Raw genomic sequence first — 26,664 nt, 5'->3', positions numbered from 1 at the left:
ACGGGCCGAGGAGGGCCGGGGTGACGACCTATGACGATCGTGCCAGCCATGGGGGTGTTCCCGCCCGGGCGTATGCGCGGGTGGGGGATGACCTGACCGCCACCGTGGAGCGGGTGCGCGCCTCGGTGGAGGGCGTGATCGAGGGCAAGCCGGAGGTCGTCCGTCTCGCGCTGACCGTGCTGCTCGCCGAGGGCCACCTGCTGATCGAGGACGTCCCCGGGGTCGGCAAGACCATGCTGGCCAAGGCGCTGGCGCGGTCCATCGACTGCTCGGTGCGGCGCATCCAGTTCACGCCCGACCTGCTGCCCTCGGACATCACCGGCGTGTCGATCTGGGACCAGCAGCGCAAGGACTTCGAGTTCAAGCCGGGCGCCATCTTCGCGCAGATCGTGATCGGCGACGAGATCAACCGCGCCTCGCCCAAGACCCAGTCGGCCCTGCTGGAGTCCATGGAGGAGCGGCAGGTCACCATCGACGGCAAGACCTACGAACTGCCCAGCCCCTTCATGGTGGTGGCCACGCAGAACCCGGTCGAGATGGAGGGCACCTATCCGCTGCCCGAGGCCCAGCGCGACCGTTTCATGGCCCGCGTGTCCGTCGGTTACCCGAGCGTCGAGGCCGAGCTGCAGATGCTCGACATCCACGGCGGGACCAGCCCGCTGGAGAACCTGCGGCCGGTGGCGCACGCGCACGAGATCGTGAAGCTGATCGAGGCGGTGCGCGGGGTGCACGTCTCCGAGGCGGTGCGGCGCTACGCGGTCGAGCTGGTCGCGGCCACGCGCAGCCACCCCGACCTCAGACTCGGCGCCTCGCCGCGCGCGACGCTGCACCTGCTGCGCGCGGCGAAGGCGTCCGCGGCCCTCGCCGGCCGGGAGTACGCGCTGCCGGACGACGTCCAGGCCCTGGCCGCCGCCGTCCTCGCCCACCGTCTGCTGCCGACCGCGCAGGCCCAGCTGAACCGGCGCACCGCCGAGCAGGTGGTGCTGGAGATCCTGCAGCACACGCCGGTGCCGGCGGCACCCGGGCAGCAGAACGGCTTCGGGGGGCTCGGCCGGGGTGTGCCCGCCTATCCCCAGCAGCCCCCCCGGAGTCTGTGATGAACGACGGGGGGACGGGAGGGGCGGAGGCCGACCGAGGGGAGGCGGGCGGTGTCCGCACGGCCCTCGCGGGGCTCACCACCCGCGGCCGGTCCTTCCTGGCGGCGGGGATCGCCGCCGCCGTGTGCGCGTACGTCCTGGGGCAGAGCGATCTGCTGCGGGTCGGTCTGCTGCTGGCCGCGCTGCCGCTGATCTGCTCGACGGTGCTGTACCGCACGCGCTACCGGGTGGCCGGCAGCCGCCGCCTCGCCCCCGCGCGCGTCCCGGCCGGCAGCGAGGCCCGGGTGCACCTGCGCGTGGACAACGTCTCCCGGCTGCCCACCGGCCTGCTGATGCTGCAGGACCGGGTGCCCTACGTCCTCGGGCCGCGGCCCCGGTTCGTGCTGGACCGGGTGGAGGCGGGCGGCCGCCGCGAGGTGTCCTACCGGGTCCGCTCCGACCTGCGCGGCCGTTACCCGCTGGGCCCGCTGCAGCTGCGGCTCACGGACCCCTTCGGGATGTGCGAGCTGACCCGCTCCTTCTCCACGTACGACACGCTGACCGTCATCCCGCGCGTGGAGCCGCTGCCACCGGTCCGGTTCAGCGGCGAGGCCAAGGGCTACGGCGACGGGCGCCGGCGCTCGCTGGCCCTCGCGGGCGAGGACGACGTGATCCCCCGCGGGTACCGCTACGGCGACGACCTGCGCCGGGTGCACTGGCGCTCCACCGCGCGCTACGGCGAGCTGATGGTGCGCCGCGAGGAGCAGCCCCGGCGCTCCCGCTGCACCGTGCTGCTGGACACCCGGGGCGGCGCCTACGAGGGCGCGGGACCCGACTCGGCGTTCGAGTGGGCGGTCTCGGGCGCCGCCTCGGTCCTGGTGCACATGCTCGAACGCGGCTTCTCGGTCCGCCTGCTGACGGACGGTGGCAGCTCGGTGCCCGGTGAGGGCGCCGAGGGGTTCGCGGGCTCCGGGCAGGAGACCGCGGACGCGGCCGGGCTGATGATGGACACCCTCGCGGTGGTCGACCACTCCGACGGCACCGGCCTGTCCCGGGCCTACGACGTGCTGCGCGGCGGCAACGAGGGGCTGCTGATCGCCTTCCTCGGCGACCTGGACGAGGAGCAGGCCACGACGGTCGCCAAGATGAGCCGGCGCAGCGGCGGTGCCGTCGCCTTCGTCCTGGACCCGGACACCTGGGTGCGGGAGGCGGCCGACGTGCCCCGGCCGGGCGACCGGCACGCGGAGCGGCTGCGCATGCTGCGCGAGGCGGGCTGGACGGCGCTGAGCGTGCCGCGCGGCGCACCGCTGAACGATCTGTGGCGGCAGGCGGACCGGGAGCGCTCGGGTCTGGCCGCGGTGAACGGGGAGGCACTGGGATGAGCGGACGGGCACGACTGGCCCTGTGTTCCGCCGCGGCCACGCTGATGGCGTCGTGCGCGCTGCTGCCGCTGGTGGCGGAGCCGACCTGGCTGCTGCTCCTGGCGCCGCTCGTGGCCGTGCAGACCGGGGTGGGCGCGGCGGCCCGGCGGGTGCCGCTGGGCAGGCCGCTGACGGTGGCGGCGCAGGCGCTGGTCACCCTGGTGCTGCTCACCCTGGTCTTCGCCCGGGAGCACGCGGTCGCCGGTGTGATCCCCGGCCCGGACGCCTTCCGGTACCTGGCCGACCTGTTCCAGCAGGGCTCGGACGACGTCAACCGGTACGCGATACCCGCGCCGCTCACCGACGGCATCGAGCTGATGCTGATCGGCGGTGTGCTGCTGATCGGACTGCTGGTCGACACGCTCGCGGTGACCTTCCGCAGCGCGGCGCCCGCCGGGCTGCCCCTGCTCGCGCTGTACTCGGTGGCCGCGGGGCTGTCCGACGGCGCGGCCGACTGGCTGTGGTTCCTGGTCGCGGCGGCCGGCTACCTGATGCTGCTGCTCGCGGAGGGCCGGGACCGGCTCGCCCAGTGGGGCCGGGTCTTCGGCGCGGCGCCCGGCTCCCCCGGCGCCGTGGACTCCCCGGCGGGGGCGCCCGTGCGCACCGGACGCCGGATCGGCGCGGTCGCGCTCGGCGTCGCTCTGGTGGTGCCGCTGGCGCTGCCCGCGATGCAGGGCGGACTGCTGGACGTCGCCGGCGCGGGGGTGGGTCCGGGGAACGGCGACGGGGGCACGGTCTCCGCGGTCAACCCGCTGGTGTCGCTGCGCGACGATCTGAACACGGACGACGACCGGCAGGTGCTGACCCTGAAGACCAGCACGACCGACTTCTCGGACCTGTACCTGCGGATCGTCTCGCTCGACGACTTCGACGGCACCACCTGGAAACCGGCCCAGCGGCACATCGTCGGGGTCCCGGAGGTGTTCCCCACGCCGGCCGGGCTGGGGACGGACGTCAAGCGCGCGAAGGTCCGCACGACGGTCACGGCGGCGAACTGGTACGCCCAGAACTGGCTGCCGATGCCCTACCCGCCGAGCTCGGTGCAGGTCAGCGGCCGCTGGCGGTACGAGCCGATCGGCATGACGCTCGTCGGGGACCACGGCCAGAGCACCCGGGGCGCCACCTACCAGGTGACCAGCCTGGCCGTGCGGCCGACCGCGCGGCAGCTGGCCGCCGCGCCGGAGCCGGCGGCGGCCCTGCTGCGTGAGTACACCAAGGTGCCCTCCGCGCTGCCGAGCGTGGTGGCCCGCACCGCCCGGCGGATCACCTCGGGGGCCACGAGCCACTACCAGCAGGCCGTCGAGCTGCAGGACTACTTCGCGGTCAACGGCGGGTTCCAGTACGACACCAGCGTGAAGGTCGGCCAGGGCCCCGGCGCCATCGCGACGTTCCTGAAGAAGAAGCAGGGCTTCTGCGTCCACTTCTCGTTCACGATGGCGGCGATGGCCCGCACGCTCGGCATCCCGGCCCGGGTGGCGGTCGGCTTCGCGCCCGGAACCCCGCAGGCCGACGGCACGGTCGCGGTGAGCCAGCGGGACGCGCACGCCTGGCCCGAGCTGTACTTCGAGGGCGTGGGCTGGACCCGCTTCGAGCCGACGCCCACCCGTGGCACCACGCCGTCGTACACCCTCCCCGACACGCCCGGCACCTCGCAGCCGGATCCGGCGCTGCCGTCCAGGAACGCGTCCTCGGCGCCCTCGGCGGCCGCCTCGCCGAGCGAGAGCTGCACCGGCGAGCCGCGCAAGCCGGACGCCTGCGACAGCCCCTCGGCCGCGGTGGCCCCGCACAGCGGGGGCGGCGGCTCGGGCCCGTGGTGGTACCTGCTGACCGGGCTCGCCGTCCTCGCGACGCTGGCCGTTCCGCTGTCGCCGCTGCTGTGGCGGACCAGGGTGCGCTCGCTGCGGCTTGGTGCGCACGGGCGGACCGCGCAGGACGCGGCGGCGCACACCCTGGCCGTCTGGCAGGAGCTGACCGACAGCGCCTGGGACCACGGCATCGCACCCGACGACTCGCTGACCCCGCGCCGGGCCGCCGCCCGGGTCGTCCGGCTCGGCCGGCTGGACCAGGCGGCCGAGGCCGCGGTGCACCGGGTGGCGGACGCGGTGGAACAGGTGCTCTACGCGCCCCGGCCGAGCCCGGCGGCTGGTGCGGCGGCGGACGTGCGCCGGGTGATCGCGGCGCTGCGCGGCACGGCGAGCGCCCGGACGCGGCTGCGGGCCCTGTTCCTGCCCCGCTCGGCCGTCCGTGTGCTGTGGGCGGTGTCGGCCCGCTGGTCGGCGCTGACCAGGCGGGTCGCGGCGGCCCGGCCGGCGCTGCGCCGGCCGTCGGGACAGCGGGGCTGAGACACGCCTGAGGGGTGGCCGCCGGCGGGCGGTCACCCCTCAGGTACGTCTGTTGTCGTCGGCGGTGGACCGCGGTGCGGTCAGTGGCCCTGTTCGTCCCGGCGGCGCTGCCAGCGCTGCTCGATCCGGTCCATCATGGAGCGCTTCGGCTGTACTTGGCGGCGAGCGGCGCCCGCGGGCTGTTCGCCCGGCTTGGGCGTCTTGCGCCATCCGGTGACGGCGAGGACGGCACAGCCCAGCATGACGAGGAAACCCACCACGCTGACCCAGATCAGCTGAGCGACCATTCCGGCCATGAGGAGCGCGATACCCACGAGGAAGCCTGCGACCGCCTGGTAGACCCGCCGCCGGGTGTACGTACGCAGCCCGCTTCCCTCGAGCGCCGACGCGAACTTGGGATCTTCGGCGTACAGCGCTCGCTCCATCTGCTCGAGCATGCGCTGCTCGTGCTCCGAGAGCGGCACGGAGTCCTCCTCATCGTGCAGTCGCCGGGGCGACCCGGGGGGTCCCTTCAGGATAGGCAGGGAATCGCCCCCGTGAAACCCGCCCCTCTACGCCAACTGGCCAACTGGAACCCGCCACGGCGGACCCGGCTCGCTGAGGCTTCCATTCCCCGGCGGCCGACCCGTCATGCCGGGTGGTGTACCTCGATCATACGGCGCAAACCCCTCGATCGGGGGTCTTGTGGCGTACTCCATCCGCCGCCGATCCGCTGATCAGCGGCGGGTGCGGCACCGCGCTCAGGCCTCGCCCGCCCCCGGCGTCTCGCCGAGCACGTGCAGCTGGGTCGCGACGGAGTGGAACGCGGGCAGCTCGGCCGCGGCGGCCTCCAGCTCCAGCAGCGCGTCGAGGGCGCCGGGTTCGGTGTCCACCAGGACGCCGGGCACGAGGTCGGCGAAGACCCGCACGCCGTGCACGGCGCCGACCCGCAGCCCGGCGCCCTCCACCAGCGCGGTGAGCTGGTCGGCGGTGAAGCGGCGGGGTACCGGGTCACCGGATCCCCAGCGGCCGTCGGGGTCCCGCAGTGCCTGCCCGGCCTCCTTGAAGTGACCGGCGAGGGCGCGGGCGAGCACGGCGCCGCCGAGGCCGGCCGCGAGCAGGCTGAGGACGCCTTCCGGGCGCAGCGCGGCGACGGCGTTGCGGATGCCCTCGGCCGGGTCGTCCACGTACTCCAGGACGCCGTGGCAGAGCACGACGTCGTAGCCGCCGCGCTCGGCCACGTCGAACAGGCCGTGGGCGTCGCCCTGCACGCCCTTGACCCGGTCGGCGACGCCGGCCTCGGCGGCGCGGCGCTCCAGCGCGAACAACGCGTTGGGGCTGGGGTCGACCACGGTGACGCGGTGGCCGAGGCCGGCGAGGGGCACGGCGAAGTTGCCGCTGCCGCCACCGGTGTCGAGGATGTCCAGCGCGTCCCGGCCGGTGGCCTTGGTCCGGCGGTCGAGGGCGTCCTGGAGGACCTCCCAGACCACGGCGGTGCGCAGGGAGGCGCGGGGGCGCGGCTGTGTCGTCCGGTGGTCGGAGACGGGCGGGCGCATCGGGTCCGGCACGGCAGTTGACTCCTCGGCGCGGCACCGCCTGTGGCCGGCGGCGTGAACGGGATGCCTCCCCCGGCCCGGTGCGGGAGGAGGGAAGGCTTCAGGCGCTTCCCACCCTATTGCCTCCCGCGCCCGGCCCCCTCATCGCGGCAGTGCGTGACACCGGGCCGTCCCGCACTGCGGACCAACCCGTGGTCAGCCCGCGTCCGGGAGGCCTCCCGGCGCCTGCGGGCGGCCGGGGCCGTCCGGTTCGCCGGTGTCCCGGCGGGGCTGCGGCAGGACCGGCTGGAGGACCAGCATCCGCTCCACGATGCGGAGGAACATCGCCACGTCGCGTATGAGGTCGTCGGCCTGGCGCCGGCCGGCCGCGCCCTGGATGCCCGCCTCGGCGCGGGCGCGGCGGGCGGCGCCGGACGCGAACAGCGCGCTCCACTCGGTCAGCTCGGGGGCGATCTCCGGGAGCACCTCCCAGGCGCTGCGGATGCGGGCCCGGCGGCGTGGGGAGGTCTCGGGGCGGCCGCGGGCGGCGAGCACGGCGGCGGCGGTGCGCAGGGCGGCGAGGTGGGCCGTGGCGTAGCGCTCGTTCGGTGCCTGGAGGGCGGTGGCCTCCTCCAGGCCGGCGCGGGCTTTGCCGAGCAGGTCGAGGGCGGCGGGCGGGGCCGTGGCCCGGCGGAGCACGGGGTGCACGTCGCTCGCCGGGCCGGTCAGTGAGGGGGCAGGGCCGGTGGCGCGGCGCCGGTGTGCGGCGGCTGCGGACGGGTTGGCCATGACGAACCTCCTGTCGTCTGGGTGACGGCACGGGTGCCGTATGTGCCCATCGTGAGGTATGGCACTGACAATCCGTTCTGACCTGCGCCTTTGCCTCGACCGTAGGTTCGGGCGTATTTTTGCACTGACCAGTCAGTTCAAAAACGGCATGCAGGCAGGGGGGCCAGTGGACGGCGTTCACGTCACGGCCGAAGGCCTTGGACTCGAGGGGCCGCGGGGGTGGGCCTTCCGCGGCGTCACCCTCGACGCGGGCCCCGGCTCGCTGATCGCGCTCGAAGGACCGTCCGGCTCCGGCCGCACGTGTCTGCTGCTCGCGCTCACGGGACGGATGAAGCCCACTGAAGGGGTGGCCACCGTCGGCGGGTTCAAACTCCCCCGCCACCTGGCGGCCGCCCGCCGCCTCAGCGCGGTGGCCAACGTGGCCGGTGTCACCGACCTGGAGCCGGCCCTGACCGTCGGCGAGCACCTTCGCGAACGGGCCCTGCTCCAGCGCCGCTTCGGCGATTCCCTGCGCGAGGTGCTGCGGCCCCGCGACCAGCGCGCGGGGGAGGCCCGGGAACGCGTGGACGCGGCCCTGTCCGCCGCCGGACTCGACCTGGAAGCGCTGCCCAAGGGCTCCCGGACGGTCGTGCGCGACCTGGAGCGGATCCAGGAACTGCGCCTGTCGGTCGCCCTGGCGCTCGTGGGACGGCCACGGCTGCTGGGCGTGGACGACATCGACGTGAAGCTCTCGGACGCCGAACGCGCCGAGGTCTGGGACCTGTTGCGGTCCCTCACGCACGCGGGGACGACGGTCGCCGCCGTGTGCCGCACCGCCCCCGAGGGCTGCGTCACCGTGTCGACGGCCCGGCAGGAGGCCGGAAGGGCCGGCGCGGAAGCCGGGAAGGCCGGCGCGGAAGCCGGGAAGGCCGGCGCGGAAGCCGGCGCCGAGGCGCGGACTCCCGCGTCCGAAGGGAAGGAGGAAGCCGGCGATGCGCTCACCGAGGCTGGCCGCGCTTGAGCTGAGGCGTTTCGGGCGCGGGCGGCTGCCGCGCGCCGCCCTGGTGGCGCTGCTCGTGCTCCCCCTGCTCTACGGCGCCCTGTACCTGTGGTCGTTCTGGGACCCGTACGGCCGTCTGGACCGCGTCCCGGTGGCCCTGGTCAACGACGACGAGGGCGCGACGGCGGGCGGCCGGAGGATCACCGCCGGCGACGACATAGTCGACGGGCTGCGCGACAGCCGGACCTTCGAGTGGCACGAGGTGAGCGACGAGGAGGCCCGCGAGGGCGTCGAGGACGGCACCTACTACCTGTCGCTGACCCTGCCGGCCGATCTCAGCAGGCGGATCGCGTCCAGTTCGGGTGACTCCCCCGAGACCGGCGCCCTCCAGGTGCGCACCAACGACGCGAACAACTACATCGTCGGCCAGATCTCCCGCACCGTCTTCCACGAGGTGCGCTCCGCCGCGTCCACCAAGGCGTCCCGGGGCTTCCTGGACAAGATCTTCGTCTCCTTCTCCGACATCCACGACAAGACCGTCACGGCCGCCAAGGGCGCCGACAAGCTCGACAAGGGCCTCGGGAAGGCGGAGAAGGGCTCCAAGGACCTGGCCGACGGACTGGGGGACGCCAAGTCCGGCAGCGGCAAGCTGGCCAAGGGGCTGAAGAAGCTCGACAAGGGGGCCGGTGAACTGCAGGACGGTTCGCGGCAGGTCGCCGACGGCACGCAGGAACTCGCCGACAAGGTCAACGGCGTCTACGCCAAGGCCGGACCGTTCCTGAAGAGCAACGGGAAGACCATCGGCGACACGGCCCGGCTGGTCTCCGACTCGGCCAAGGCGGTCCAGGACAACCTCGACGTCCTGGTGAAGCGCGCGCCGGCCGCCGCGAAGATCGCGCACGCCTCCTCCGCCGTCCTCGACAAGATCTACCGGGTGCGCTGCGAGGAGGCGACCGTCCCCGACCCGGCCTGCCCGGATCTGAAGCGGGCCAAGACGGCGGCGGCCGACGTGGCCACCGTCGCCGACGACGTCAACACGCTGATCACGGACCAGGACGGCGACCTCAAGACGATGCGGGACAACCTCGGCACGCTGCGCAAGCAGGCCGACGCCCTCGCCGAGCGCGCCCCGCACCTGTCCAAGGACGTCGACGACGCCGTCAAGAAGATCAACAAGCTGAACAACGGCGCGCACAAGGTCGCCTCCGGCGCCAAGAAGCTGCACACCGGGCTCGGCACCGCCCGGACCGGCGCGGTCAAGCTGGACAAGGGCATCGGCACCGCCGAGTCGGGCGCCCAGACGCTGAACGGCGGCCTCTACAAGCTGTCCGACGGCTCCGGCAGACTGGCCGGCGGCCTGCACGACGGCGCGAAGAAGATCCCCGACTACGACAAGCAGGACCGCGACCGGCGCACCGGCGTGATGTCCGACCCCGTCCAGCTCGCCTCCCACGACCTGCACAAGGCGCCCAACTACGGCACCGGCTTCGCCCCCTACTTCATCCCGCTGTCGCTGTGGGTGGGCGCGATGGTGGGCTACATGCTGATCCCGCCGCTCAACCGGCGTGCCCTGTCGGCCGGCTCCTCCGCGTGGCGGATCGCGCTCGCCGGCTGGCTGCCGGTGGCCGCGGTGGGCGTGCTGCAGGTGACCGCCCTGATGGCCGTACTGCGCTGGGCGGTCGGGCTGCACATGCTGCGGGCGGCCGGCACGGTGGGCTTCCTGTTCCTGGTCACGGCCTGCTTCGCGGCCATCGTGCAGTGGCTGAACGCCCGCTTCGGCGCGGCCGGCCGGATCCTGGTCCTGGCGCTGCTGATGCTCCAGCTGACCTCGGCGGGCGGCACGTACCCGGTGCAGACCAGCCCGGCCTTCTTCAACGCGATCCACCCGTTCCTGCCGATGAGCTACATCGTGGACGCGCTGCGCCGGCTGATCACGGGCGGCGGGCTCGGCCCGGTCTGGCAGGCGTGCGGTGTGCTCGCCCTGTTCACCGCGGGCGCCCTGGCACTGACCGCGCTCGCGGCCCGGCGCCGCCAGGTGTGGACGCTGGACCGGCTGCACCCGGAGCTGAGCCTGTGATCGCCCAAGGGCCTCGGCACACGCGCGCACCTGTGACAATCGGGGCCATGGAAAGCAGCAGCGCCAGGTCCGGCGGCAGCACGCGCCGTGAGGCCACCCGGCAGAAGCTCTACGAGGCGGCCGTCACGCTCATCGCCGAGCAGGGCTTCTCCGCGACGACGGTGGACGAGATCGCCGAGCGGGCCGGGGTCGCGAAGGGCACGGTCTACTACAACTTCGCGAGCAAGTCGGTCCTCTTCGAGGAGCTGCTGCGGCACGGCGTGGGCCTGCTCACCGCCTCGCTGAGGGAGGCGGCCGAGCGGACGGACCGCGAGGGCGGCGGCAAGGTGGACGCCCTCGACGCGATGATCCGCGCCGGCCTGGTCTTCATCGACCGCTATCCGGCCTTCACGCAGCTGTACGTGGCCGAGCTGTGGCGCACCAACCGGGCCTGGCAGTCCACGCTGATGGTGGTCCGGCAGGAAGCCGTCGCGGTCGTCGAGGGGGTGCTGCGCGAGGGCGTGGCGGACGGCGAGTTCAGCGACGAGATCGATGTCCAGCTGACGGCGGCCGCACTGGTCGGCATGGTCCTGGTGGCCGCGCTGGACTGGAAGTCGTTCCAGCCCGAACGGTCCCTGGACGACGTCCACGCGGCCCTCTCCCGTCTGCTCCAGGGGCGCGTCAGCGGCAGGGGCTGAGCGCGCGGGGAAGGCGCCGGCCCGCTGCCGGACCGGCGCCTTCCCCCTCCCCGAACCCCCCGTACTCCCCCGTACTCCCCCGTACTCCCCCGTACGGTCTTCCCCCGATGGCGCCCCGCGGGCGGTCGCCCACCGGGCCCCGTCTCGCTTCCGCCGACGGATCGGCGGAAGGAGCGGCCGGGGCGCGGACGCCGTTCCGCCGCCCCGTGCCGGCGGTGCCGTGCCGCGCCCCCTTGCCGTGCCTCCACTCTCCCGTGCGCACGGGCCGGGTCCCATCCGCGCGCGTACTCATCCCGGGGCCTAGGTACGGATACTCAGCCGTCCGCACGCGTACCCGGGCACGGCCCGGCGCCCTGAGCGCCGGTGGCGGTCGATAGGGTCGCGGGCATGGCACGGATTGCGGTGATCGGCGCCGGGATGGGCGCGATGGCGGCCGCTGCCCGGCTGGCCGTCGCGGGCCACCGGGTGGTGGTGTACGAGCGCACACGGACGTACGGCGGCGCGGTGCGCCGGTTCGAACGGGACGGGTTCGCCTTCGACACCGGACCGGGTCTGCTGACGCTGCCCGCGGTCTACCGCGACCTGTTCGTCAAGACCGGCAGACAACCGCTGGAGGAGTGCGTCGGCCTGGTCCAGGTCGACCCGTCCTCGCGGCACGTCTTCGCGGACGGCACCGAGGTGTCGCTGCCGAACGCCTCGCGCGCCGGAGTCGTCGCGGCCCTGGACGAGGCGCTGGGCGAGGGAGCGGGCGAGCGCTGGGGCGACTTCCTGGTGCGGGCGCGCGAGGCCTGGGACCGCACCCGCCGGCCCCTGCTGGAGGAACCGCTGTGGTCCGACTGGCGGGTGCTGGAGGAGAAGGAGCCGTATCCGGGCGTCCCGCACAAGCGGCTGTGGCGCACCCGGCGGGCGGTCAAGCTGCACGAGATCGGCTCCTGGGAGCTGCGCGACGCCCGGCTGGCGCAGCTGCTGGAGGGCTGCGCGCTCGCGTACGGCCTGGATCCCGGGATCGCACCGGCGAGCGCGGCCGTGCTGCCGTACATGGAGCACGCCTTCGGCACCTGGCACGTGCGCGGCGGGATCCGGGAGCTGGCCCGCGCGGTCTACGAACGGTGCCTGGAGCGCCGGGTCGAGTTCGTCTTCGGCGCCGAGGTCATCCGGATCGTCGAGGAGGACGGCCGGGCGGCGGGTGTCGAACTGGCCGGGGGCACGGCCGCCGGGGCGGACTTCGTCGTCGGCACCGGGCCGTGGCGGCTCGGCGGCCTGGTCGCGGGGAGGGAGCTGTACGGCGCGCGGGACGTGCCGGCGGAGCGCGAGGACCGCTACCCGGGCCGGGTGGTGGTGTGCCTGGCGCTGCGCGGCGCGCGCGAGCCGGGCGCCGCGCACCGCACGGTGGTGCACGCGGCCGACGGCGAGGGCGACCTCGATCTGTTCCGGCACGGGGTGCTGCCCGACCTGCCCACGGTCCTGGTGGACCGGCCGGACGACCCGGCCCTGCGCCCCGACGGGGAGCACGAGTCGGTGGTGCTGACGGCGACGGTGCCGTCGGCGACCGAGTACGACTGGGCCGCGCCGGGGACCGCCGGCGCCTTCGCCGACCGGATGGTGGCCGCCGCCGAACGGGCCGTGCCCGGGCTGCGCGAGCGGGTGCTGTGGCGCGAGGTGCGCACGCCCCTGGACACCGAGCGGGAGACGGGGGCCACGGGCGGCGCGGTGCCGCCGCCCGCCCTGGCCGCGCCGGAGGGTGTGCTGCACCCGGCCAACACCACCTCGCTGCCGGGCCTGTTCACGGCCGGCGGCTGGTCGCACCCCGGCGGCGGCCTGCCGCACGCGGGCATGTCGGGGGCGCTGGTGGCCGGGCTGATCGTGGAGGGCCCCGGGTTCCGCGGCTCGCAGTGAGCGGGGCGGGCGCCGGGGGCCGGGGACCTCAGAAGCGGTACTGCTCGTCGTACCCGGCGCCCTGCTGCGTCTGCCCGCCCGCCTGGTACGGGTACGGCTGCTCCTGCGGGAGTTCGCCGCCGTAGGTCTCGTCGGTGCGCTGCTGCGGTACCCACAGCCCGCCGGCCGGGGTCTCGCCGTAGCCGCCGGTGGCGTACGGGTCCTGGGCGTAGCCCTGCTGGCCGTACTGCTGGGCGTAGCCCGGGTCGTACGGGGCGCCGCCGTAGGACTGGCTGCCGATGTACGGGTCGGAGTAGTTGGCGTAGCCCTGCTGCTGGCCGGCGTCGTAGCCGTAGCCCTGCTGCCCGTAGCCGGAGTAGTCGTAGGCGTGGCTCTGCTGCTGGGCGGTGTGCGCGTAGGCGGTGTCGCCGTAGACGCCGTAGCTGCCGGTGTCGTCGGGCAGGGGCTGCGGCTCGTAGACGGCGGTGGAATCGGCGGAGCGGGCCGGGGTGAACACGTCGTCGCGGTCGTAGTCGTCGTACTCGCCCGTGTCGTGGGCGCCGGGTGCGGCGTGGCCGGTGTCCCCGTCGTCGCCCGCACCGGCGTGCTCCGGGCCGGAGACCTCCAGGACCGGGTCGTGCCGGTCCGCCCTGCCGCGGCGGCGCTTGCTGCCGCCGGCGGCCGGGGCCCCTTCCTCGGGCCGCTTGACCGCCCAGCCGGCGGCGAAGCCGCGGCGGAACGACAGGGTGACGTAGGTCTGCCCGATCGCGAAGGCGATCGCGCCCAGCCCGATCACGATGACGGAGGGCATCAGCACACCGAGCACGACGCCGAGGAAGCCGGCGAAGGCGAGCAGCCGCCAGCGCAGCCGCGCCTTGTACTGCAGCAGCACCTCGCCCAGCAGCCACAGCGCGACGCCGCCGAACGCGATGTAGAGGACCGTCCAGCCCATGTACGCCCCTCTCCCAGTGGCCGCTACGCAGTGTGTCGTATCGCGGTACGGCCGGTCTAGGCCCGCGGGGGGTGGTGCAGGCCCAGGTTCTCGTAGATTTCCAGCGTCGCCGTGGAGTTGTTGAGCGTGATGAAGTGCAGTCCGGGCACTCCCTCGGACAGCAGCCGCGCGCAGAACTCCGTGGCGAACTCGATACCGATGGAGCGTACCGCCGCCGGATCGTCCTTCGCTGTGAGGATCCGCTCTTTCAGGGCGTCCGGGAACAGCGCGGTGCTCAGCTTGGGCACCCGTTCGAGCATCTTCACGCTGGTGACCGGCAGGATCTCGGGGATCACGGGGGTCTCGCAGCCCGCGGCCGCGACCCGGTCGCGCAGCCGCAGGTACGACTCCGGCTGGAAGAACATCTGCGTGATGGCGTAGTCGGCGCCCGCACGGCACTTGTCGACGAAGTGCCGGACGTCGGTGTCCCAGTCGGTGGAGCGCGGGTGCATCTCGGGGAACGCGGCGACGCCGACGCAGAAGTCGCCCGACTCCTTGATGAGCCGGACGAGTTCGGCCGCGTAGGCCAGGCCCCGGGGGTGCGGCACCCACTCGCCCATCGGGTCGCCGGGCGGGTCGCCGCGGACGGCCAGCATGTTGCGGATGCCCGCGTCCGCGTACTGGCCGATGATGTTGCGCAGTTCGGCCACGGAGTGGTCGACCGCGGTGAGGTGGGCGACCGGGGTGAGCGTCGTGTCGACGACGATCTGCTGGGTCTCCCGGACCGTGGTGGTGCGCGTGGTGCCGCCGGCACCGTAGGTGACGGACACGAAGTCCGGCGCGACGGCCTCGACCCTGCGGAGCGCGTTCCACAGGTTCCGCTCGCCCTGGGGGGTCTTCGGCGCGTAGAACTCGAACGAGTACGTCGTCTTGCCGGTGGCGAGGATGTCGCGCACGGTGCGTGCGCGATCAGTCCTGGTGGATGCGGTTCCGAGGGCCATACTCGCAGGTTAGCCAGGGGCGGACGGCACCCCAACCGGAGGCCGGGCATTTGTCCGGATTGTCGGTTCTCTGTCCACCCCTTGGACAAAAACCTGGACAGCGGCCCGTCGGCGGCCTCCCGGAGACGACCACTGGGCCGCGTCCGCATGCCGCGTCGTTCGCCCGCGGGGGCGGCTTCGCTCAGAGCTGCCGCAGCCGCTTGGCGAACTCCGCGGCGGCCGCTCCCGGGTCGTCCGCCCCGGTGATCGCGCGGACCACGACCACGCGGCGGGCGCCGGCGTCCAGCACCTCGTCCAGGTTGCCCAGGTCGATGCCGCCGATGGCGAACCAGGGGCGGTTCGTACCGAGGCCCGCCGTGTGGCGGACCAGGCCGAGGCCGGGTGCGGGCCGGCCGGGCTTGGTGGGGGTGGGCCAGCACGGGCCGGTGCAGAAGTAGTCGACGCCCTCCTGGACGGCGGCGGCGGCCGCCTCGGCCTCGGAGTGCGTGGAGCGGCCGATCAGGACGCCGTCGCCGAGGACGGCACGGGCCGCGGGGACCGGCAGGTCGCCCTGGCCGAGGTGCAGCACGTCGGCGCGGGCCGCGTGGGCGACGTCCGCCCGGTCGTTCACCGCGAGCAGCTTGCCGTGCCGGGCGCAGGCGTCGGCGAACACCCGCAGGTGCTCCAGCTCCTCGGCGGCCTCCATGCCCTTGTCGCGCAGCTGCACGACGTCGACTCCGCCGGCCAGGACCGCGTCCAGGAACTCGGGGAGGTCGCCCTGGCTCCTGCGGGCGTCCGTGCACAGGTACAGACGGGCGTCGGCGAGTGCGGCGCGGGCGGTGTCGGACATGCGTAGGTCCCCCCGGATGGTCGGCGTACCTGGTGGCTGCGCCGGGTGGCGTGCGGGCCGGGCCGCACGCCACCCGCTGGTGCGGGTCGGCTCAGACGGCGAGCGCCTGGGCCCGGCGCTTCACCTCCGTGCCGCGATTCTCGCTCAGGGCCTGCGCGGGGGTGCCGGGCAGGGTCGGGTCGGGGGTGAAGAGCCATTCGATCATCTCTTCGACCGTGAAACCGTCGTCCCGCAGCAGGGTCAGGGTCCCGGACAGGCCCTTGGTCACCTTGTCCCCGTCGATGAAGGCGGCGGGGACGTGCAGTGCCTTGTTCTCACCACGGCGTACGGCGATGAGCTGGCCCTCCTTGACCAGCTGCCGCACCCGTGTCACCTCGACGCCGAGCTGTTCGGCGATGTCGGGGAGGGTGAGCCAGGCGGGGACGAGAGCATCGATCTTCGCGTCAATCTCGGTCACGGTCCCTAGGGTAGGCGCTCGGCGGGCGGGGTCGCGATGCGCCGGGTCGCTCGCCGCGGCGCCGGTCAGCCGGCCGTGGCCGACTTCAGGGGCCGGGCCGGGTCCGTCAGCGCCTCGGCGTCCATCGTCCGGCCCGCCTCGATCAGCCGGCGGCCCTGGGCCAGGTCACGGGGCCGGCCCACCGCCAGCAGGGCCGCCAGCCGGCCCTCGCGCAGCCAGCACGCCGTCCAGGCGGGGCCCGCCGGATCGCCGCGCCAGACCAGGCGGTCGGCCGGACCGTGGTGGCCGGCGTACTGCACGAAGCGGCCGAACTGCTCGGACCAGAAGTACGGCACCGGGTCGTAGACCGAAGGGGTCACGCCAATGATGTTCGCGGCGACGGTGCGCGGGCCCTGGAGGGCGTTGTCCCAGTGGTGGACGAGCAGGCGTTCGCCGTAGCGCGCCGAGGGGAAGGACGCGCAGTCCCCGACGGCGTACACGCCGGGCACGGAGGCGCGCAGGCGGCCGTCGGCGACGACCTCGCCGTGCGCGCCGAGTTCGATGCCGGAGCCGGCCAGCCAGCCGGTGGCGGGCCGGGCGCCGATGCCGACGACGACCGCGTCCGCGGGCAGCCGGGAGCCGTCGGCGAGCACGACCGCGCCCGGTTCGACGCGCTCCACGCGCGCGCCGGTGCGCAGTTCGGCGCCGGCGTCGGCGTACCAGGCGGCCATGGGCGCGGCCACCTCGGCGGGCAGGGCGCCCGCGAGCGGCCGGCCGGCGGCCTCGACGACGGTGACCGCGCAGCCCGCCTCGCGGGCGGCGGTGGCGAACTCCGCGCCGATCCAGCCGGCGCCGACGACCACGATGTCGTGCTGCCGGGCGAGCACGGGCCGCAGCCGTTCGGCGTCGTCCAGGGTGCGCAGCAGGTGCACCCCGGGCACGCCCTCGGTGCCGGGCAGCGTGACGGGTTCGGCGCCGGTGGCGAGGACCAGGTCGTCGTAGGCCACCGGGCCCGCCTCGGTGTCCAGCACGCGTTCGGCGGGGCGCACGCCCCGCGCCTCGCAGCCGAGCCGCAGGTCGACGTCGAGCGCCTCGAAGTCCACGTCGAAGGCGGAGCCCTCGGCCGTGCCCAGCAGCACGGCCTTCGACAGCGGCGGCCGGTCGTACGGCTGGTGCGGCTCGGCGCCGATGACCGTCACGCCGCCGGTGAAGCCCTGCTCCCGCAGGGCGACCGCGGTCTGCACCCCGGCCATGCCGGCTCCCACGACGACCACGCGCCGCCCGGACGGCCTGCCCTCTCCCGCTGACTGCTCGCTCACCCGGCCACCATAGTCAACTGACGGAACGTCATTCAGGGGGCGTGCTCGGTGAGCTGTTCCACGACGCTCGTGCCGCTGCCGGGGCGGGACTCCCACTCCCAGCTCTCCTCCAGCCGCACCCGCCCGTCGGGCAGCTCCACGACCGTGGAGACGCAGTGTCCGGAGGCGGTCGTGCCGTCGGTCCTGAGCTGCACGTACCGGAAGTCCAGCCGGTCCCCGTCGCGGGTGCCGACCAGGTGGCCGCGCAGGACGTCGCCGCCCGCGTACTCGGCCCAGACCTCGCCGTCCTTCTCGTGGTACGCGAACCGGGTGTGCGTGCCCACCTGGCCCGGTGCCTGGTCCGCGACCGGGGCGAGGATCAGTCCGTCGAGCGAGCGGGGCATGGCGCGGGTCTCCCTTACGGGCGGTGAGCGGAGCGGGCTAGGGTGGCCACCGTACAAGCACTCGCGGGAGCCCGGACGCACCGGGCTGAGAGGGAGGCTGGCGGCCTCCGACCGTACGAACCTGATCCGGGTCATGCCGGCGAAGGGAGGGGCTGGACGCCCATGTCGTCACGTACGTCCGACGTCCTCGTCATCGGGGGCGGGATCATCGGCCTGGTCACGGCCTGGCGCGCCGCGCAGCGCGGGCTGGCGGCGGCCGTGGTGGACCCCGAGCCCGGCGGTGGCGCCGCGCGGGTCGCGGCCGGGATGCTGGCCGCGGTCACCGAACTGCACTACGGCGAGGAGACACTGCTCGCCCTGAACCTCGAATCGGCCCGCCGCTACCCCGCCTTCGCGGCCGAGCTGACCGAGGCGACCGGCCACGACCTCGGCTACCGCCGCTGCGGCACCCTCGCGGTCGCGCTCGACGCCGACGACCGCGCCCACCTGCGCGACCTGCACGCCCTGCAGCAGCGCTCGGGCCTGGAGTCCGAATGGCTGGCGGGCCGGGAGTGCCGCCGCCTGGAGCCGATGCTGGCACCCGGGGTGCGCGGCGGGCTGCGGGTCGACGGCGACCACCAGATCGACCCGCGACGGCTGGCGGCCGCCCTGGTCGCCGCGTGCGAGCGCGCCGGAGTGGTGTTCCACCGGTCGCCGGCGGAGCGGCTCGACGTCGTCCGGGACCGGGCCGCCGGGGTCACGACGGCGGACGGCACCGGGCTGCGCGCGGGGCAGGTCGTCCTCGCGGCCGGCAGCAGGAGCGGGTGCCTCGCGGGGGTGCCGGACGCGGTGCTGCCGCCGGTGCGGCCGGTCAAGGGCCAGGTGCTGCGGCTGACCGTGCCCCGCCGGTACGCGCCGTTCCTGAGCAGGACCGTGCGGGCCGTGGTCCGCGGCAGCCACGTCTACCTGGTGCCCCGGGAGAACGGCGAACTCGTCGTCGGCGCGACCAGCGAGGAGCTGGGCTGGGACACCACGGTCACGGCCGGCGGTGTCTACGAGCTGCTGCGCGACGCCCACGAGCTGATGCCGGGCATCACCGAACTGCCGCTGACCGAGACCTGCGCCGGGCTGCGCCCCGGTTCCCCCGACAACGCGCCGCTGCTCGGCCCGTCCGGCCTGGACGGGCTGCAGCTGGCCACCGGGCACCACCGCAACGGGGTGCTGCTCACCCCGGTCACCGGCGACGTGCTGGCGCACGCGCTGGTCACCGGTGAACTGCCCGAGGAAGCCCGCCCGTTCACGCCGCTGCGGTTCGGCCCCGTACCGCAGGCCCGGCCCGCGTCCCGCATGGAGCAGCCCGCATGACCCCTGCCGTCACCATCTCCGTCAACGGGGAGCGCCGGGAGATCGCCCCGGGCACCGCCCTCGACTCCCTCGTCGAGACCCTCACCGCGGCGCCCTCCGGGGTGGCCGCCGCCGTCAACGAGACCGTGGTCCCGCGCACGCGGTGGGCGGCCACCGCGCTCGCCGAGGGCGACCGCGTCGAAGTCCTCACCGCCGTCCAGGGAGGCTGACCCATGGCCGACGACCCCTTCGTCCTCGGCGGTGTGCCCCTCGGCTCCCGGCTGATCATGGGTACGGGCGGTGCGCCCAGCCTCGACGTGCTGGAGCGGGCGCTGGTCGCCTCCGGCACCGAGCTGACCACGGTCGCGATGCGGCGGGTGGCCCCGTCCGTGCACGGTTCCGTGCTGTCGGTGCTGGACGGGCTGGGCATCCGGGTGCTGCCGAACACGGCCGGGTGCTTCACCGCCGGGGAGGCGGTGCTGACCGCGCGGCTGGCCCGGGAGGCGCTGGGCACGGACCTGGTCAAGCTGGAGGTCATCGCCGACGAGCGGACGCTGCTGCCGGACCCGGTGGAGCTGCTGGAGGCGGCCGAGACGCTGGTCGACGACGGGTTCACGGTGCTGCCGTACACGAACGACGACCCGGTCCTCGCGCGGAAGCTGGAGGACGCCGGCTGCGCGGCGGTGATGCCGCTGGGTTCGCCGATCGGGTCCGGGCTCGGCATCCGCAATCCGCACAACTTCGAGCTGATCGTGGAGCACGCGCGCGTGCCGGTGATCCTGGACGCGGGCGCCGGTACGGCGTCCGACGTGGCGCTGGCCATGGAGCTGGGCTGCGCGGGTGTGATGCTGGCCTCCGCCGTGACCCGGGCGCAGGAGCCGGAGACGATGGCCGCGGCCATGAAGCACGCGGTGGAGGCGGGCCGGCTGGCGCGGCTGGCGGGGCGCATCCCGCGTCGCCACTTCGCGCGGGCCTCCTCGCCCACCGGGGGGCGCGCCCGCCTGGACCCCGAGCGCCCCGCCTTCTGATCGCGCGACAGTCACAGCTCTGCTGCATTCCGTCCCCGGAACCCCACGGGGCCCGGGGCGGGCGGCCGGTCCTCGTAGACTCCCCTGCGTGGATACGACCCTTCAGGACCCCCTCGTCGGGCAGCTGCTCGACGGCCGTTACCGCGTCGACGCGCGGATCGCGGCGGGCGGGATGGCCACGGTCTACCGGGCCCTGGACACCCGCCTGGACCGCGTGCTCGCGCTGAAGGTGATGCACCCGACGCTCGCGGTCGACGGCACCTTCGTCGAGCGGTTCATCCGGGAGGCCAAGTCGGTAGCCCGGCTCGACCACCCCAACGTGGTGCAGGTCTTCGACCAGGGCACCGACGGGTCGTACGTGTACCTGGCGATGGAGTACATCGCCGGGTGCACCCTGCGCGACGTGCTGCGCGAGCGGGGGGCGCTGCAGCCGCGGGCCGCGCTGGACATCCTGGAGCCGGTGCTCGCCGCGCTGGGCGCCGCGCACCGGGCCGGGTTCGTGCACCGGGACATGAAGCCGGAGAACGTCCTCATAGGGGACGACGGGCGGGTCAAGGTGGCCGACTTCGGGCTGGTGCGGTCGGTGGACACCGTCACCAGCACGACGGGCGCCGTGCTCGGAACGGTGTCGTACCTCGCGCCCGAGCAGGTGGAGCAGGGCACCACCGACCCGCGCGTCGACGTGTACGCGTGCGGTGTGGTCCTCTACGAGATGCTCACGGGCGAGAAGCCGCACTCCGGGGACTCCCCGGCCCAGGTGCTCTACCGGCACATCAACGAGGACGTCCCGCCGCCCTCGGCGCTGGTGCCGGGGCTGCCGCACGAGCTGGACGAGCTGGTCGCCTCGGCCACGGCGCGCGACCCCGAGGTGCGCCCGCACGACGCCGTGGCGCTGCTCGCCCGGGCGCGCGAGGCCCGTCGGTCGCTGACCGACGAGCAGCTGGACGCGCCGCCGCCGCAGGCGCTGGCCGCGGGGCACGACAACGCCGAGGACCGCACGAGCGTGATCCCGCGCTCGCCGACCGTACCCCGGCCGCTGCCGGTGAACGAGGACTCCCCCGGTCAGGACGCCGGCCGCACCACCCGGCTGCAGGCCCCGCCGGTGCCGCCGGCGCCGTCGCGGCGCCCGGGGCGGCCCCGGCGCACGGTGCTGGCCGTGCTGGCCGCCGTGCTGGTGGTGTTCGGCGTGGGCGGCGGGGTCTGGTACATCAACTCCGGCCAGTTCACGAAGGTGCCGCCGCTGCTCGCGAAGACGGAGGCGCAGGCCAAGGAGCGGCTGGAGGCGGCCGGGCTCGACGTCGGGCAGGTCGAGCGCGCCTACAACGACACCGTCAAGCGCGGCACGGTCATCAGTACCGACCCGAAGCCCGGCGCCCGCATCCGGGACAACGGCTCGGTGAGCCTGACCGTGTCGCTCGGCCCGGAGACGGTGAACGTGCCGGACGTCCAGGGCCGCCCGCTCGGCGAGGCGAAGGCGCGGCTGAGGGAGGACGGGCTGGAGCCCGGCATGGTCACGCGCGACTTCAGCGACGACGTGCCCAGGGGCTCCGTGATCGCCACGACACCGCACGCGGGCACCAAGCGGCACGCCGGTTCGGCGATCGCGCTGACCGTCAGCAAGGGGCGCGCCATCGACGTGCCGGACGTGACCGGCGAGGACCTGGACAGCGCGAAGCAGGAGCTGACGGGCGCCGGGCTGAAGGTGCGGGTCGCCCCCGACCGGGTCACCTCGGACCAGGACGCGGGCAAGGTCGCCGAGCAGAACCCGCCGAACGGCAAGGCCGCCGAGGGCGACACGGTGACGCTGACGGTGTCCAAGGGCCCGCCGATGATCGAGGTCCCGGACGTGGTGGGCGACAGCGTCGACGACGCGACGAAGGCGCTGGAGGACGCCGGGTTCGAGGTGGACGAGGACCGCGGGCTGCTCGGGCTGTTCGGCGACACCGTGAAGAAGCAGTCGGTGGCGGGCGGCGACAGGGCGCCCAAGGGGTCGACGATCACGATCACCATCCGGTGACCGGGGTCACCGGGGACCGTGGTCCGGGGGCCGGAGCGGGCATGACACCCTGAACGGGTGAGTCCCGTTCCCCCCTCCCTCCCCCGCAACCCCGTGGGCGGCCACGTCCCGGTGGCCGGCGGCCTGCACTCCGTGGGGCTGTCGTACGCCCGTGACCTGAAGGCGGAGACCGTGCAGGTCTTCGTCGCCAATCCGCGCGGCTGGGCCACGCCCGCCGGCAACCCGCGGCAGGACGAGGCGTTCCGCGCGGCGTGCGCCGAGGCGTCGGTCCCGGCGTACGTCCACGCCCCCTACCTGATCAACTTCGGCTCGCACACCGAGGCGACCGTGGAGCGGTCGGTGGAGTCGCTGCGGCACTCGCTGCGGCGCGGGCGGGAGATCGGCGCGCTGGGCGTGGTCGTGCACACCGGGAGCGCGACCGGCGGGCGGACGCGGGAGGTGGCGCTGAAGCAGGTGCGCGCGCACCTGCTGCCGCTGCTGGACGAGCTGACCCACGACGACGACCCGTTCCTGCTGCTGGAGTCGACCGCCGGGCAGGGCGCCTCGCTGTGCTCGCGCACCTGGGACTTCGGGCCGTACTTCGAGGCGCTGGACGCGCACCCCAGGCTGGGCGTGTGCCTCGACACCTGCCACGTCTTCGCCGCCGGGCACGACCTGACCGGGCCGAGCGGCATGCACCAGACCCTGGACCTGCTGGTGGACACCGTCGGCGAGGGGCGGCTGAAGCTGATCCACGCCAACGACTCCAAGGACGTCGTCGGTGCGCACAAGGACCGGCACGAGAACATCGGCGCCGGTCACATCGGCGAGGACCCGTTCCGCGCCCTGATGACGCACCCGGCGACGGCGGGCGTCCCGCTGATCATCGAGACGCCGGGCGGCAAGGAGGGCCACGCCGCGGACGTGGAAAGGCTGAAGCGGCTCCGGGATTCCTGAACCGTTCGGGAATACCCCCAGGGGGTATGCGGTTCCTGTCGTCAGGAACCGCCACCCGGCATTGGGGGACACCATGGACCACTCGGCCCACACCGAACAGCACCGGCAGCACCGCGAGCAGCACCACGGGCACGCGGGGCACGCGCCCGCGGCCACCTGGTCGACGGCCGCGCAGGCCACGCTGCACTGCCTCACCGGCTGCGCCATCGGCGAGGTGCTCGGCATGGTCGTCGGCACGGCGCTCGGCTGGGGCAACCCGGCGACCACACTGCTGGCGATCGTCCTGGCCTTCTTCTTCGGCTACTCGCTCACCTTGCGCGGCGCGCTCCGGGCGGGCGTGGGCCTCGCCGCCGCCGTCCGCGTGGCACTCGCCGCGGACACCCTGTCCATCGCCGTGATGGAGCTGATCGACAACGGCGTGATCCTGGTCTGGCCGTCCGCGATGGACGCGACGCTCGGCGAGCCGCTGTTCTGGGTCTCACTGGCGGCCTCGCTCGCCATCGCCTTCGTCGTGACCACCCCGGTCAACAAGTGGACGATCGGGCGGGGCAGGGGTCACGCCGTGGTGCACCGGTACCACCACTGACGCGCCCGGGGGTCAGAGCTCGGGGCCGTCCCCGGGCCCCTCCTGGTAGGAGTAGCGCTGCTCCTTCCAGGGGTCGCCGATGTTGTGGTAACCGCGCTCCTCCCAGAAGCCGCGGCGGTCGGCGGTCATGTACTCGACGCCGCGGACCCACTTGGGGCCCTTCCAGGCGTACAGGTGCGGCACGATCAGGCGGACCGGGAAGCCGTGCTCGGCGGTGAGGAGCTCGCCGTCCTTGTGGGTGGCGAAGATCGCGCGTTCGGAGACGAAGTCCGACAGGCGCAGGTTCGAGCTGAAGCCGTACTCCGCCCAGACCATCACATGGGTGACGTCCGGCGCCGGCGGGGCGAGGTCCAGGACGGCGCGGGCGGGGACACCGCCCCATTCGGCGCCGAGCATGCTGTACTTCGTCACGCAGTGCAGGTCGGCCACCACGGTGGTGTACGGCAGGGCCGTGAACTCCTCGTGGTTCCAGACGTGCTTGTCACCGTCCGCCGTGGCGCCGAAGACGCGGAACTCCCAGCGCTCGGGCCGGAACTTCGGGACGGGCCCGTAGTGCGTGACCGGCCATCCACGCTGGAGCCGCTGACCCGGCGGAAGCTCGGACCCTGCCACTGCCCCAGATTCTCGCTCCTCCGGATGACCCATGTATCCATCCTGACAGACCTCGGGCAGTGCCCTTGACCACCCTCCCCCGAACCGGACAAGGGCCCACAAAACAGCTCGTACCTACTAAGTACGCACTTACTGGACGATCTTCTCCGCCGATGCAATCATGCGCCGCACACCCTCCTCCGTCCCCCCGCGTGGAAGGAGCCCGCTGCGATGCAGGGCGACCCCGAGATCATCGAGTTCCTCAACGAGCAGCTCACCGGTGAGCTGACCGCGATCAACCAGTACTTCCTGCACGCGAAGATGCAGGAGAACAACGGCTGGACGAAGCTCGCCAAGTACACGCGGCACGAGTCGTTCGACGAGATGAAGCACGCGGAGGTGCTCACCGACCGCATCCTGTTCCTGGAGGCGCTGCCCAACTACCAGCGGCTCTTCCACGTCCGGGTGGGCCAGACGGTCCGGGAGATGTTCGAGGCGGACCGGCAGATCGAGGTGGAGGCGATCGACCGGCTCAGGCGGGGCATCAAGGTGATGCGCGACAAGGGCGACATCACGTCGGCGAACATCTTCGAGGACATCCTCGCCGACGAGGAGCACCACATCGACTACCTCGACACGCAGCTGGAGCTGGTGGACAAGCTCGGCGAGGCGCTCTACATCGCCCAGCTGATCGAGCAGCCGGAGGGCTAGGGGGCGTCTCGTCGATCAGGCCGCGTCGGGGAGTTCGGCCAGCACCGGCCTGCCCTGGTCGGCCAGCTCGCGGCGGGGGCAGGCGCCGCGGCCGAGGATCGCCTGGATCCGGCGCACGCAGGAGCCGCAGTCGGTGCCCGCCTTGCAGGCCGACGCGATCTGGCGCGGGGTGCAGGCGCCGTCCTCCGCATGCTTCTGGACCTGCTGCTCGGTGATGCCGAAGCAACTGCAGACGTACACGCGGCTCACCTCCCGACGGGATCGCTCTTGACTGCCATCCCGTTTGTCCGGTGAGGCAAACCTAACCTTACCCATCGCCCGGGAAGCGTGAAAGGGGCGGGGGCGCGGATCGGCTGTGATCCGCGCCCCACTCAGGCCGGTACGGCGGACGGCGCCGTCACTGGTCCCGGTACATCTCGGCCACCAGGAACGCCAGGTCCAGCGACTGGCTGCGGTTCAGGCGCGGGTCGCAGGCCGTCTCGTAGCGCTGGTGCAGGTCGTCGACGAAGATCTCGTCGCCGCCGCCCACGCACTCGGTGACGTCGTCGCCGGTCAGCTCCACGTGGATGCCGCCCGGATGGGTGCCGAGCGCCTTGTGGACCTCGAAGAAGCCCTTGACCTCGTCGAGCACGTCGTCGAAGCGGCGGGTCTTGTGGCCGGAGGCCGCCTCGAAGGTGTTGCCGTGCATCGGGTCGGTCACCCAGGCCACCGTCGCGCCGGACGCCGTGACCTTCTCGACCAGCTCGGGCAGCCGGTCACGGATCTTGTCGGCGCCCATGCGGACGATGAAGGTCAGCCGGCCCGGCTCCCGCTCGGGGTCGAGGCGGTCGATGTACCGCAGCGCCTCCTCGGCCGTCGTGGACGGACCGAGCTTGATGCCGATCGGGTTGCGGATCCTCGACGCGAACTCGATGTGCGCGTGGTCCAGCTGCCGGGTGCGCTCGCCGATCCACACCATGTGCGCGGAGACGTCGTACAGCTTGCCGGTGCGGGAGTCGACCCGGGTCAGGGCGGACTCGTAGTCCAGCAGCAGCGCCTCGTGCGAGGAGAAGAACTCGACGGTCTTGAACTCCTCCGGGTCGGTGCCGCAGGCCCGCATGAAGTTCAGCGCGTTGTCGATCTCGCGCGCGAGCTGCTCGTAGCGCTGGCCCGACGGCGACGTCCGCACGAAGTCCTGGTTCCAGGCGTGCACCTGGCGCAGGTCGGCGTAACCGCCGGTGGTGAAGGCGCGCACCAGGTTCAGCGTGGACGCCGAGGCGTGGTACATGCGCTTGAGCCGCTCGGGGTCCGGGATGCGGCTGGCCTCGGTGAAGTCGAAGCCGTTGACGGAGTCGCCCCGGTACACCGGCAGCGTCAGGCCGTCGCGGGTCTCGGTCGGCTTGGAGCGCGGCTTGGAGTACTGCCCCGCGATGCGGCCGACCTTCACCACGGGCACGGAGGCCGCGTAGGTCAGGACGGCGCCCATCTGCAGGAGCGTCTTGAGCTTGTTGCGGATGTGGTCGGCGGACACCGCGTCGAAGGCCTCGGCGCAGTCGCCGCCCTGGAGGAGGAACGCCTCTCCCTTGGCGACGGCCGCCATCCGGGCGCGCAGCTGGTCGCACTCGCCCGCGAAGACGAGCGGCGGATACGACTCGAGGTCCGCGATCACTGCGCGCAGAGCCTCGGCGTCGGGGTACTCGGGCTGCTGCGCCGCGGGCAGGTTTCGCCAGGTGTTGCCAGCGCTGGGGCTGGTCTTAGCGTTCACGGTCACCCCGTAAACATTACGGGGTCGGGTCGGGAGTTTTTTCCCGGTGCTCGAAGGATGAGACGGAAGGACTGCAGCG

At 73.7% G+C, this 26,664-nt stretch carries 26 protein-coding genes and 1 riboswitch; of the genes, 14 read left to right on the top strand and 12 right to left on the bottom strand.

Features of this window, described 5'->3' with window-relative positions; genetic code table 11:
- The first annotated feature begins 20 nt into the window (after positions 1-20).
- The 3 genes from IE177_RS25015 to IE177_RS25005 are packed head-to-tail and all read left to right on the top strand — an operon-like array spanning position 21 to position 4,839.
- Positions 21-1,097 (top strand): AAA family ATPase, encoded by a 1,077-nt coding sequence (locus tag IE177_RS25015; RefSeq protein ID WP_373305169.1) that lies wholly within the window; start codon positions 21-23, stop codon positions 1,095-1,097.
- Positions 1,097-2,458 (top strand): DUF58 domain-containing protein, encoded by a 1,362-nt coding sequence (locus tag IE177_RS25010; protein ID WP_190017668.1) that lies wholly within the window; start codon positions 1,097-1,099, stop codon positions 2,456-2,458. The genes IE177_RS25015 and IE177_RS25010 overlap by 1 nt, the downstream gene beginning before the upstream one ends.
- Positions 2,455-4,839 carry a transglutaminase TgpA family protein gene (locus tag IE177_RS25005; protein ID WP_190017667.1) on the top strand — a complete coding sequence of 795 codons (2,385 nt, stop codon included), beginning with the start codon at positions 2,455-2,457 and terminating at the stop codon, positions 4,837-4,839. The genes IE177_RS25010 and IE177_RS25005 overlap by 4 nt, the downstream gene beginning before the upstream one ends.
- An 80-nt stretch (positions 4,840-4,919) precedes the next feature.
- Here IE177_RS25005 and IE177_RS25000 read toward each other — a convergent pair whose 3' ends face one another.
- The 3 genes from IE177_RS25000 to IE177_RS24990 form a co-directional block, all read right to left on the bottom strand.
- Positions 4,920-5,303 carry an SCO2097 family morphological protein gene (locus IE177_RS25000; RefSeq protein WP_190017666.1) on the bottom strand — a complete coding sequence of 128 codons (384 nt, stop codon included), beginning with the start codon at positions 5,301-5,303 and terminating at the stop codon, positions 4,920-4,922.
- 276 nt (positions 5,304-5,579) lie between these two features.
- The gene (locus IE177_RS24995; RefSeq protein ID WP_229816264.1) at positions 5,580-6,374 is read right to left on the bottom strand and encodes a methyltransferase; all 795 of its coding nucleotides are present in this window, start codon (positions 6,372-6,374) and stop codon (positions 5,580-5,582) included.
- A gap of 195 nt (positions 6,375-6,569) precedes the next feature.
- Positions 6,570-7,142: an SAV_6107 family HEPN domain-containing protein gene (locus IE177_RS24990; protein ID WP_190017664.1), complete on the bottom strand. Its 573-nt coding sequence runs from the start codon at positions 7,140-7,142 to the stop codon at positions 6,570-6,572.
- A 148-nt stretch (positions 7,143-7,290) separates the two neighbouring features.
- Between IE177_RS24990 and IE177_RS24985 the strand changes: the two genes are divergently transcribed.
- The 4 genes from IE177_RS24985 to IE177_RS24970 all read left to right on the top strand — a co-directional run bounded on the left by IE177_RS24985 (position 7,291) and on the right by IE177_RS24970 (position 12,771).
- A complete protein-coding gene (locus tag IE177_RS24985) occupies positions 7,291-8,142 on the top strand; it encodes an ATP-binding cassette domain-containing protein (RefSeq protein WP_190017663.1) in 852 nt (283 codons plus the stop codon).
- Entirely contained in the window at positions 8,114-10,198 is a 2,085-nt protein-coding gene (locus tag IE177_RS24980; protein ID WP_190017662.1) for a YhgE/Pip domain-containing protein, read from the top strand. Before IE177_RS24985 ends, IE177_RS24980 begins: the two co-directional genes overlap by 29 nt.
- A gap of 47 nt (positions 10,199-10,245) precedes the next feature.
- Positions 10,246-10,875: a TetR/AcrR family transcriptional regulator gene (locus IE177_RS24975; protein ID WP_190017661.1), complete on the top strand. Its 630-nt coding sequence runs from the start codon at positions 10,246-10,248 to the stop codon at positions 10,873-10,875.
- Between the two features lie 387 nt (positions 10,876-11,262).
- The gene (locus tag IE177_RS24970; RefSeq protein ID WP_190017660.1) at positions 11,263-12,771 is read left to right on the top strand and encodes a phytoene desaturase family protein; all 1,509 of its coding nucleotides are present in this window, start codon (positions 11,263-11,265) and stop codon (positions 12,769-12,771) included.
- A 28-nt stretch (positions 12,772-12,799) separates the two neighbouring features.
- On the opposite strand, the gene IE177_RS24965 is transcribed toward IE177_RS24970, so the two are convergent.
- The 6 genes from IE177_RS24965 to IE177_RS24940 all read right to left on the bottom strand — a co-directional run bounded on the left by IE177_RS24965 (position 12,800) and on the right by IE177_RS24940 (position 17,649).
- A complete protein-coding gene (locus IE177_RS24965) occupies positions 12,800-13,702 on the bottom strand; it encodes an SCO2102 family sporulation regulator (RefSeq protein WP_190017659.1) in 903 nt (300 codons plus the stop codon).
- A 56-nt stretch (positions 13,703-13,758) separates the two neighbouring features.
- Complete coding sequence (gene metF / locus IE177_RS24960; RefSeq protein WP_190017658.1) at positions 13,759-14,682, bottom strand: methylenetetrahydrofolate reductase [NAD(P)H]; 924 nt, start codon at positions 14,680-14,682, stop codon at positions 13,759-13,761.
- A gap of 181 nt (positions 14,683-14,863) precedes the next feature.
- Entirely contained in the window at positions 14,864-15,511 is a 648-nt protein-coding gene (thiE, locus tag IE177_RS24955) for a thiamine phosphate synthase (protein WP_190017657.1), read from the bottom strand.
- 91 nt (positions 15,512-15,602) lie between these two features.
- Entirely contained in the window at positions 15,603-15,968 is a 366-nt protein-coding gene (locus IE177_RS24950; protein WP_190017656.1) for an Rv2175c family DNA-binding protein, read from the bottom strand.
- A gap of 65 nt (positions 15,969-16,033) precedes the next feature.
- The gene (locus IE177_RS24945) at positions 16,034-17,221 is read right to left on the bottom strand and encodes an NAD(P)/FAD-dependent oxidoreductase (protein ID WP_190017819.1); all 1,188 of its coding nucleotides are present in this window, start codon (positions 17,219-17,221) and stop codon (positions 16,034-16,036) included.
- Between the two features lie 77 nt (positions 17,222-17,298).
- Positions 17,299-17,649 (bottom strand): avidin-fold protein, encoded by a 351-nt coding sequence (locus IE177_RS24940; RefSeq protein WP_190017655.1) that lies wholly within the window; start codon positions 17,647-17,649, stop codon positions 17,299-17,301.
- 53 nt (positions 17,650-17,702) lie between these two features.
- Positions 17,703-17,814: riboswitch (TPP riboswitch) on the top strand.
- Here IE177_RS24940 and thiO point away from each other — a divergent pair.
- The 6 genes from thiO to IE177_RS24910 all read left to right on the top strand — a co-directional run bounded on the left by thiO (position 17,812) and on the right by IE177_RS24910 (position 23,539).
- Positions 17,812-18,993 (top strand): glycine oxidase ThiO, encoded by a 1,182-nt coding sequence (gene thiO / locus IE177_RS24935; RefSeq protein WP_190017654.1) that lies wholly within the window; start codon positions 17,812-17,814, stop codon positions 18,991-18,993. It overlaps the preceding riboswitch by 3 nt.
- Positions 18,990-19,202: a sulfur carrier protein ThiS gene (thiS, locus tag IE177_RS24930; protein WP_190017653.1), complete on the top strand. Its 213-nt coding sequence runs from the start codon at positions 18,990-18,992 to the stop codon at positions 19,200-19,202. The genes thiO and thiS overlap by 4 nt, the downstream gene beginning before the upstream one ends.
- A 3-nt stretch (positions 19,203-19,205) precedes the next feature.
- Positions 19,206-20,000, top strand: a complete 795-nt coding sequence (locus tag IE177_RS24925) for a thiazole synthase (RefSeq protein ID WP_190017652.1) — start codon at positions 19,206-19,208, stop codon at positions 19,998-20,000.
- An 88-nt stretch (positions 20,001-20,088) separates the two neighbouring features.
- Entirely contained in the window at positions 20,089-22,017 is a 1,929-nt protein-coding gene (gene pknB / locus IE177_RS24920) for a Stk1 family PASTA domain-containing Ser/Thr kinase (protein ID WP_190017651.1), read from the top strand.
- A gap of 57 nt (positions 22,018-22,074) precedes the next feature.
- Positions 22,075-22,953: a deoxyribonuclease IV gene (locus IE177_RS24915; RefSeq protein ID WP_190017650.1), complete on the top strand. Its 879-nt coding sequence runs from the start codon at positions 22,075-22,077 to the stop codon at positions 22,951-22,953.
- Positions 22,954-23,026: 73 nt separating this feature from the next.
- On the top strand, positions 23,027-23,539 hold the full coding sequence (locus IE177_RS24910) for a DUF4396 domain-containing protein (protein WP_190017649.1): 513 nt from the start codon (positions 23,027-23,029) through the stop codon (positions 23,537-23,539).
- A gap of 12 nt (positions 23,540-23,551) precedes the next feature.
- Here IE177_RS24910 and IE177_RS24905 read toward each other — a convergent pair whose 3' ends face one another.
- Positions 23,552-24,184 carry a sulfite oxidase-like oxidoreductase gene (locus IE177_RS24905; RefSeq protein WP_190017648.1) on the bottom strand — a complete coding sequence of 211 codons (633 nt, stop codon included), beginning with the start codon at positions 24,182-24,184 and terminating at the stop codon, positions 23,552-23,554.
- A 177-nt stretch (positions 24,185-24,361) separates the two neighbouring features.
- Here IE177_RS24905 and bfr point away from each other — a divergent pair, with 177 nt between their 5' ends.
- A complete protein-coding gene (gene bfr / locus IE177_RS24900) occupies positions 24,362-24,841 on the top strand; it encodes a bacterioferritin (RefSeq protein ID WP_190017647.1) in 480 nt (159 codons plus the stop codon).
- Positions 24,842-24,856: 15 nt separating this feature from the next.
- Here the strand turns inward: bfr and IE177_RS24895 are convergent, their stop codons facing one another.
- Together IE177_RS24895 and IE177_RS24890 are read right to left on the bottom strand one after the other, a co-directional pair.
- The gene (locus tag IE177_RS24895; RefSeq protein ID WP_190017646.1) at positions 24,857-25,081 is read right to left on the bottom strand and encodes a (2Fe-2S)-binding protein; all 225 of its coding nucleotides are present in this window, start codon (positions 25,079-25,081) and stop codon (positions 24,857-24,859) included.
- 157 nt (positions 25,082-25,238) lie between these two features.
- The gene (locus tag IE177_RS24890) at positions 25,239-26,591 is read right to left on the bottom strand and encodes a class II 3-deoxy-7-phosphoheptulonate synthase (RefSeq protein WP_190017645.1); all 1,353 of its coding nucleotides are present in this window, start codon (positions 26,589-26,591) and stop codon (positions 25,239-25,241) included.
- Positions 26,592-26,664: the final 73 nt, after the last annotated feature.

Origin of the sequence: Streptomyces lucensis JCM 4490 (assembly GCF_014650035.1) — a bacterium.
GTDB classification, from domain to species: Bacteria; Actinomycetota; Actinomycetes; order Streptomycetales; family Streptomycetaceae; genus Streptomyces; species Streptomyces lucensis.
The sequence above is the reverse complement of the archived record's forward strand: the minus strand, read 5'-3'. Positions and strand labels throughout refer to the sequence as shown.

What these genes read in the sequence shown, in the direction of transcription:
- IE177_RS25010 (WP_190017668.1), top strand. Translation starts at nt 1,097, where the DNA reads ATGAACGACGGGGGGACGGGAGGGGCGGAGGCCGACCGAGGGGAGGCG.
- IE177_RS25005 (WP_190017667.1), top strand. Translation starts at nt 2,455, where the DNA reads ATGAGCGGACGGGCACGACTGGCCCTGTGTTCCGCCGCGGCCACGCTG.
- IE177_RS24995 (WP_229816264.1), bottom strand. Translation starts at nt 6,374, where the DNA reads ATGCGCCCGCCCGTCTCCGACCACCGGACGACACAGCCGCGCCCCCGC.
- IE177_RS24990 (WP_190017664.1), bottom strand. Translation starts at nt 7,142, where the DNA reads ATGGCCAACCCGTCCGCAGCCGCCGCACACCGGCGCCGCGCCACCGGC.
- IE177_RS24985 (WP_190017663.1), top strand. Translation starts at nt 7,291, where the DNA reads ATGCAGGCAGGGGGGCCAGTGGACGGCGTTCACGTCACGGCCGAAGGC.
- IE177_RS24980 (WP_190017662.1), top strand. Translation starts at nt 8,114, where the DNA reads ATGCGCTCACCGAGGCTGGCCGCGCTTGAGCTGAGGCGTTTCGGGCGC.
- IE177_RS24975 (WP_190017661.1), top strand. Translation starts at nt 10,246, where the DNA reads ATGGAAAGCAGCAGCGCCAGGTCCGGCGGCAGCACGCGCCGTGAGGCC.
- IE177_RS24970 (WP_190017660.1), top strand. Translation starts at nt 11,263, where the DNA reads ATGGCACGGATTGCGGTGATCGGCGCCGGGATGGGCGCGATGGCGGCC.
- IE177_RS24965 (WP_190017659.1), bottom strand. Translation starts at nt 13,702, where the DNA reads ATGGGCTGGACGGTCCTCTACATCGCGTTCGGCGGCGTCGCGCTGTGG.
- metF (WP_190017658.1), bottom strand. Translation starts at nt 14,682, where the DNA reads ATGGCCCTCGGAACCGCATCCACCAGGACTGATCGCGCACGCACCGTG.
- thiE (WP_190017657.1), bottom strand. Translation starts at nt 15,511, where the DNA reads ATGTCCGACACCGCCCGCGCCGCACTCGCCGACGCCCGTCTGTACCTG.
- IE177_RS24940 (WP_190017655.1), bottom strand. Translation starts at nt 17,649, where the DNA reads ATGCCCCGCTCGCTCGACGGACTGATCCTCGCCCCGGTCGCGGACCAG.
- thiO (WP_190017654.1), top strand. Translation starts at nt 17,812, where the DNA reads ATGTCGTCACGTACGTCCGACGTCCTCGTCATCGGGGGCGGGATCATC.
- thiS (WP_190017653.1), top strand. Translation starts at nt 18,990, where the DNA reads ATGACCCCTGCCGTCACCATCTCCGTCAACGGGGAGCGCCGGGAGATC.
- IE177_RS24925 (WP_190017652.1), top strand. Translation starts at nt 19,206, where the DNA reads ATGGCCGACGACCCCTTCGTCCTCGGCGGTGTGCCCCTCGGCTCCCGG.
- IE177_RS24910 (WP_190017649.1), top strand. Translation starts at nt 23,027, where the DNA reads ATGGACCACTCGGCCCACACCGAACAGCACCGGCAGCACCGCGAGCAG.
- IE177_RS24905 (WP_190017648.1), bottom strand. Translation starts at nt 24,184, where the DNA reads ATGGGTCATCCGGAGGAGCGAGAATCTGGGGCAGTGGCAGGGTCCGAG.
- bfr (WP_190017647.1), top strand. Translation starts at nt 24,362, where the DNA reads ATGCAGGGCGACCCCGAGATCATCGAGTTCCTCAACGAGCAGCTCACC.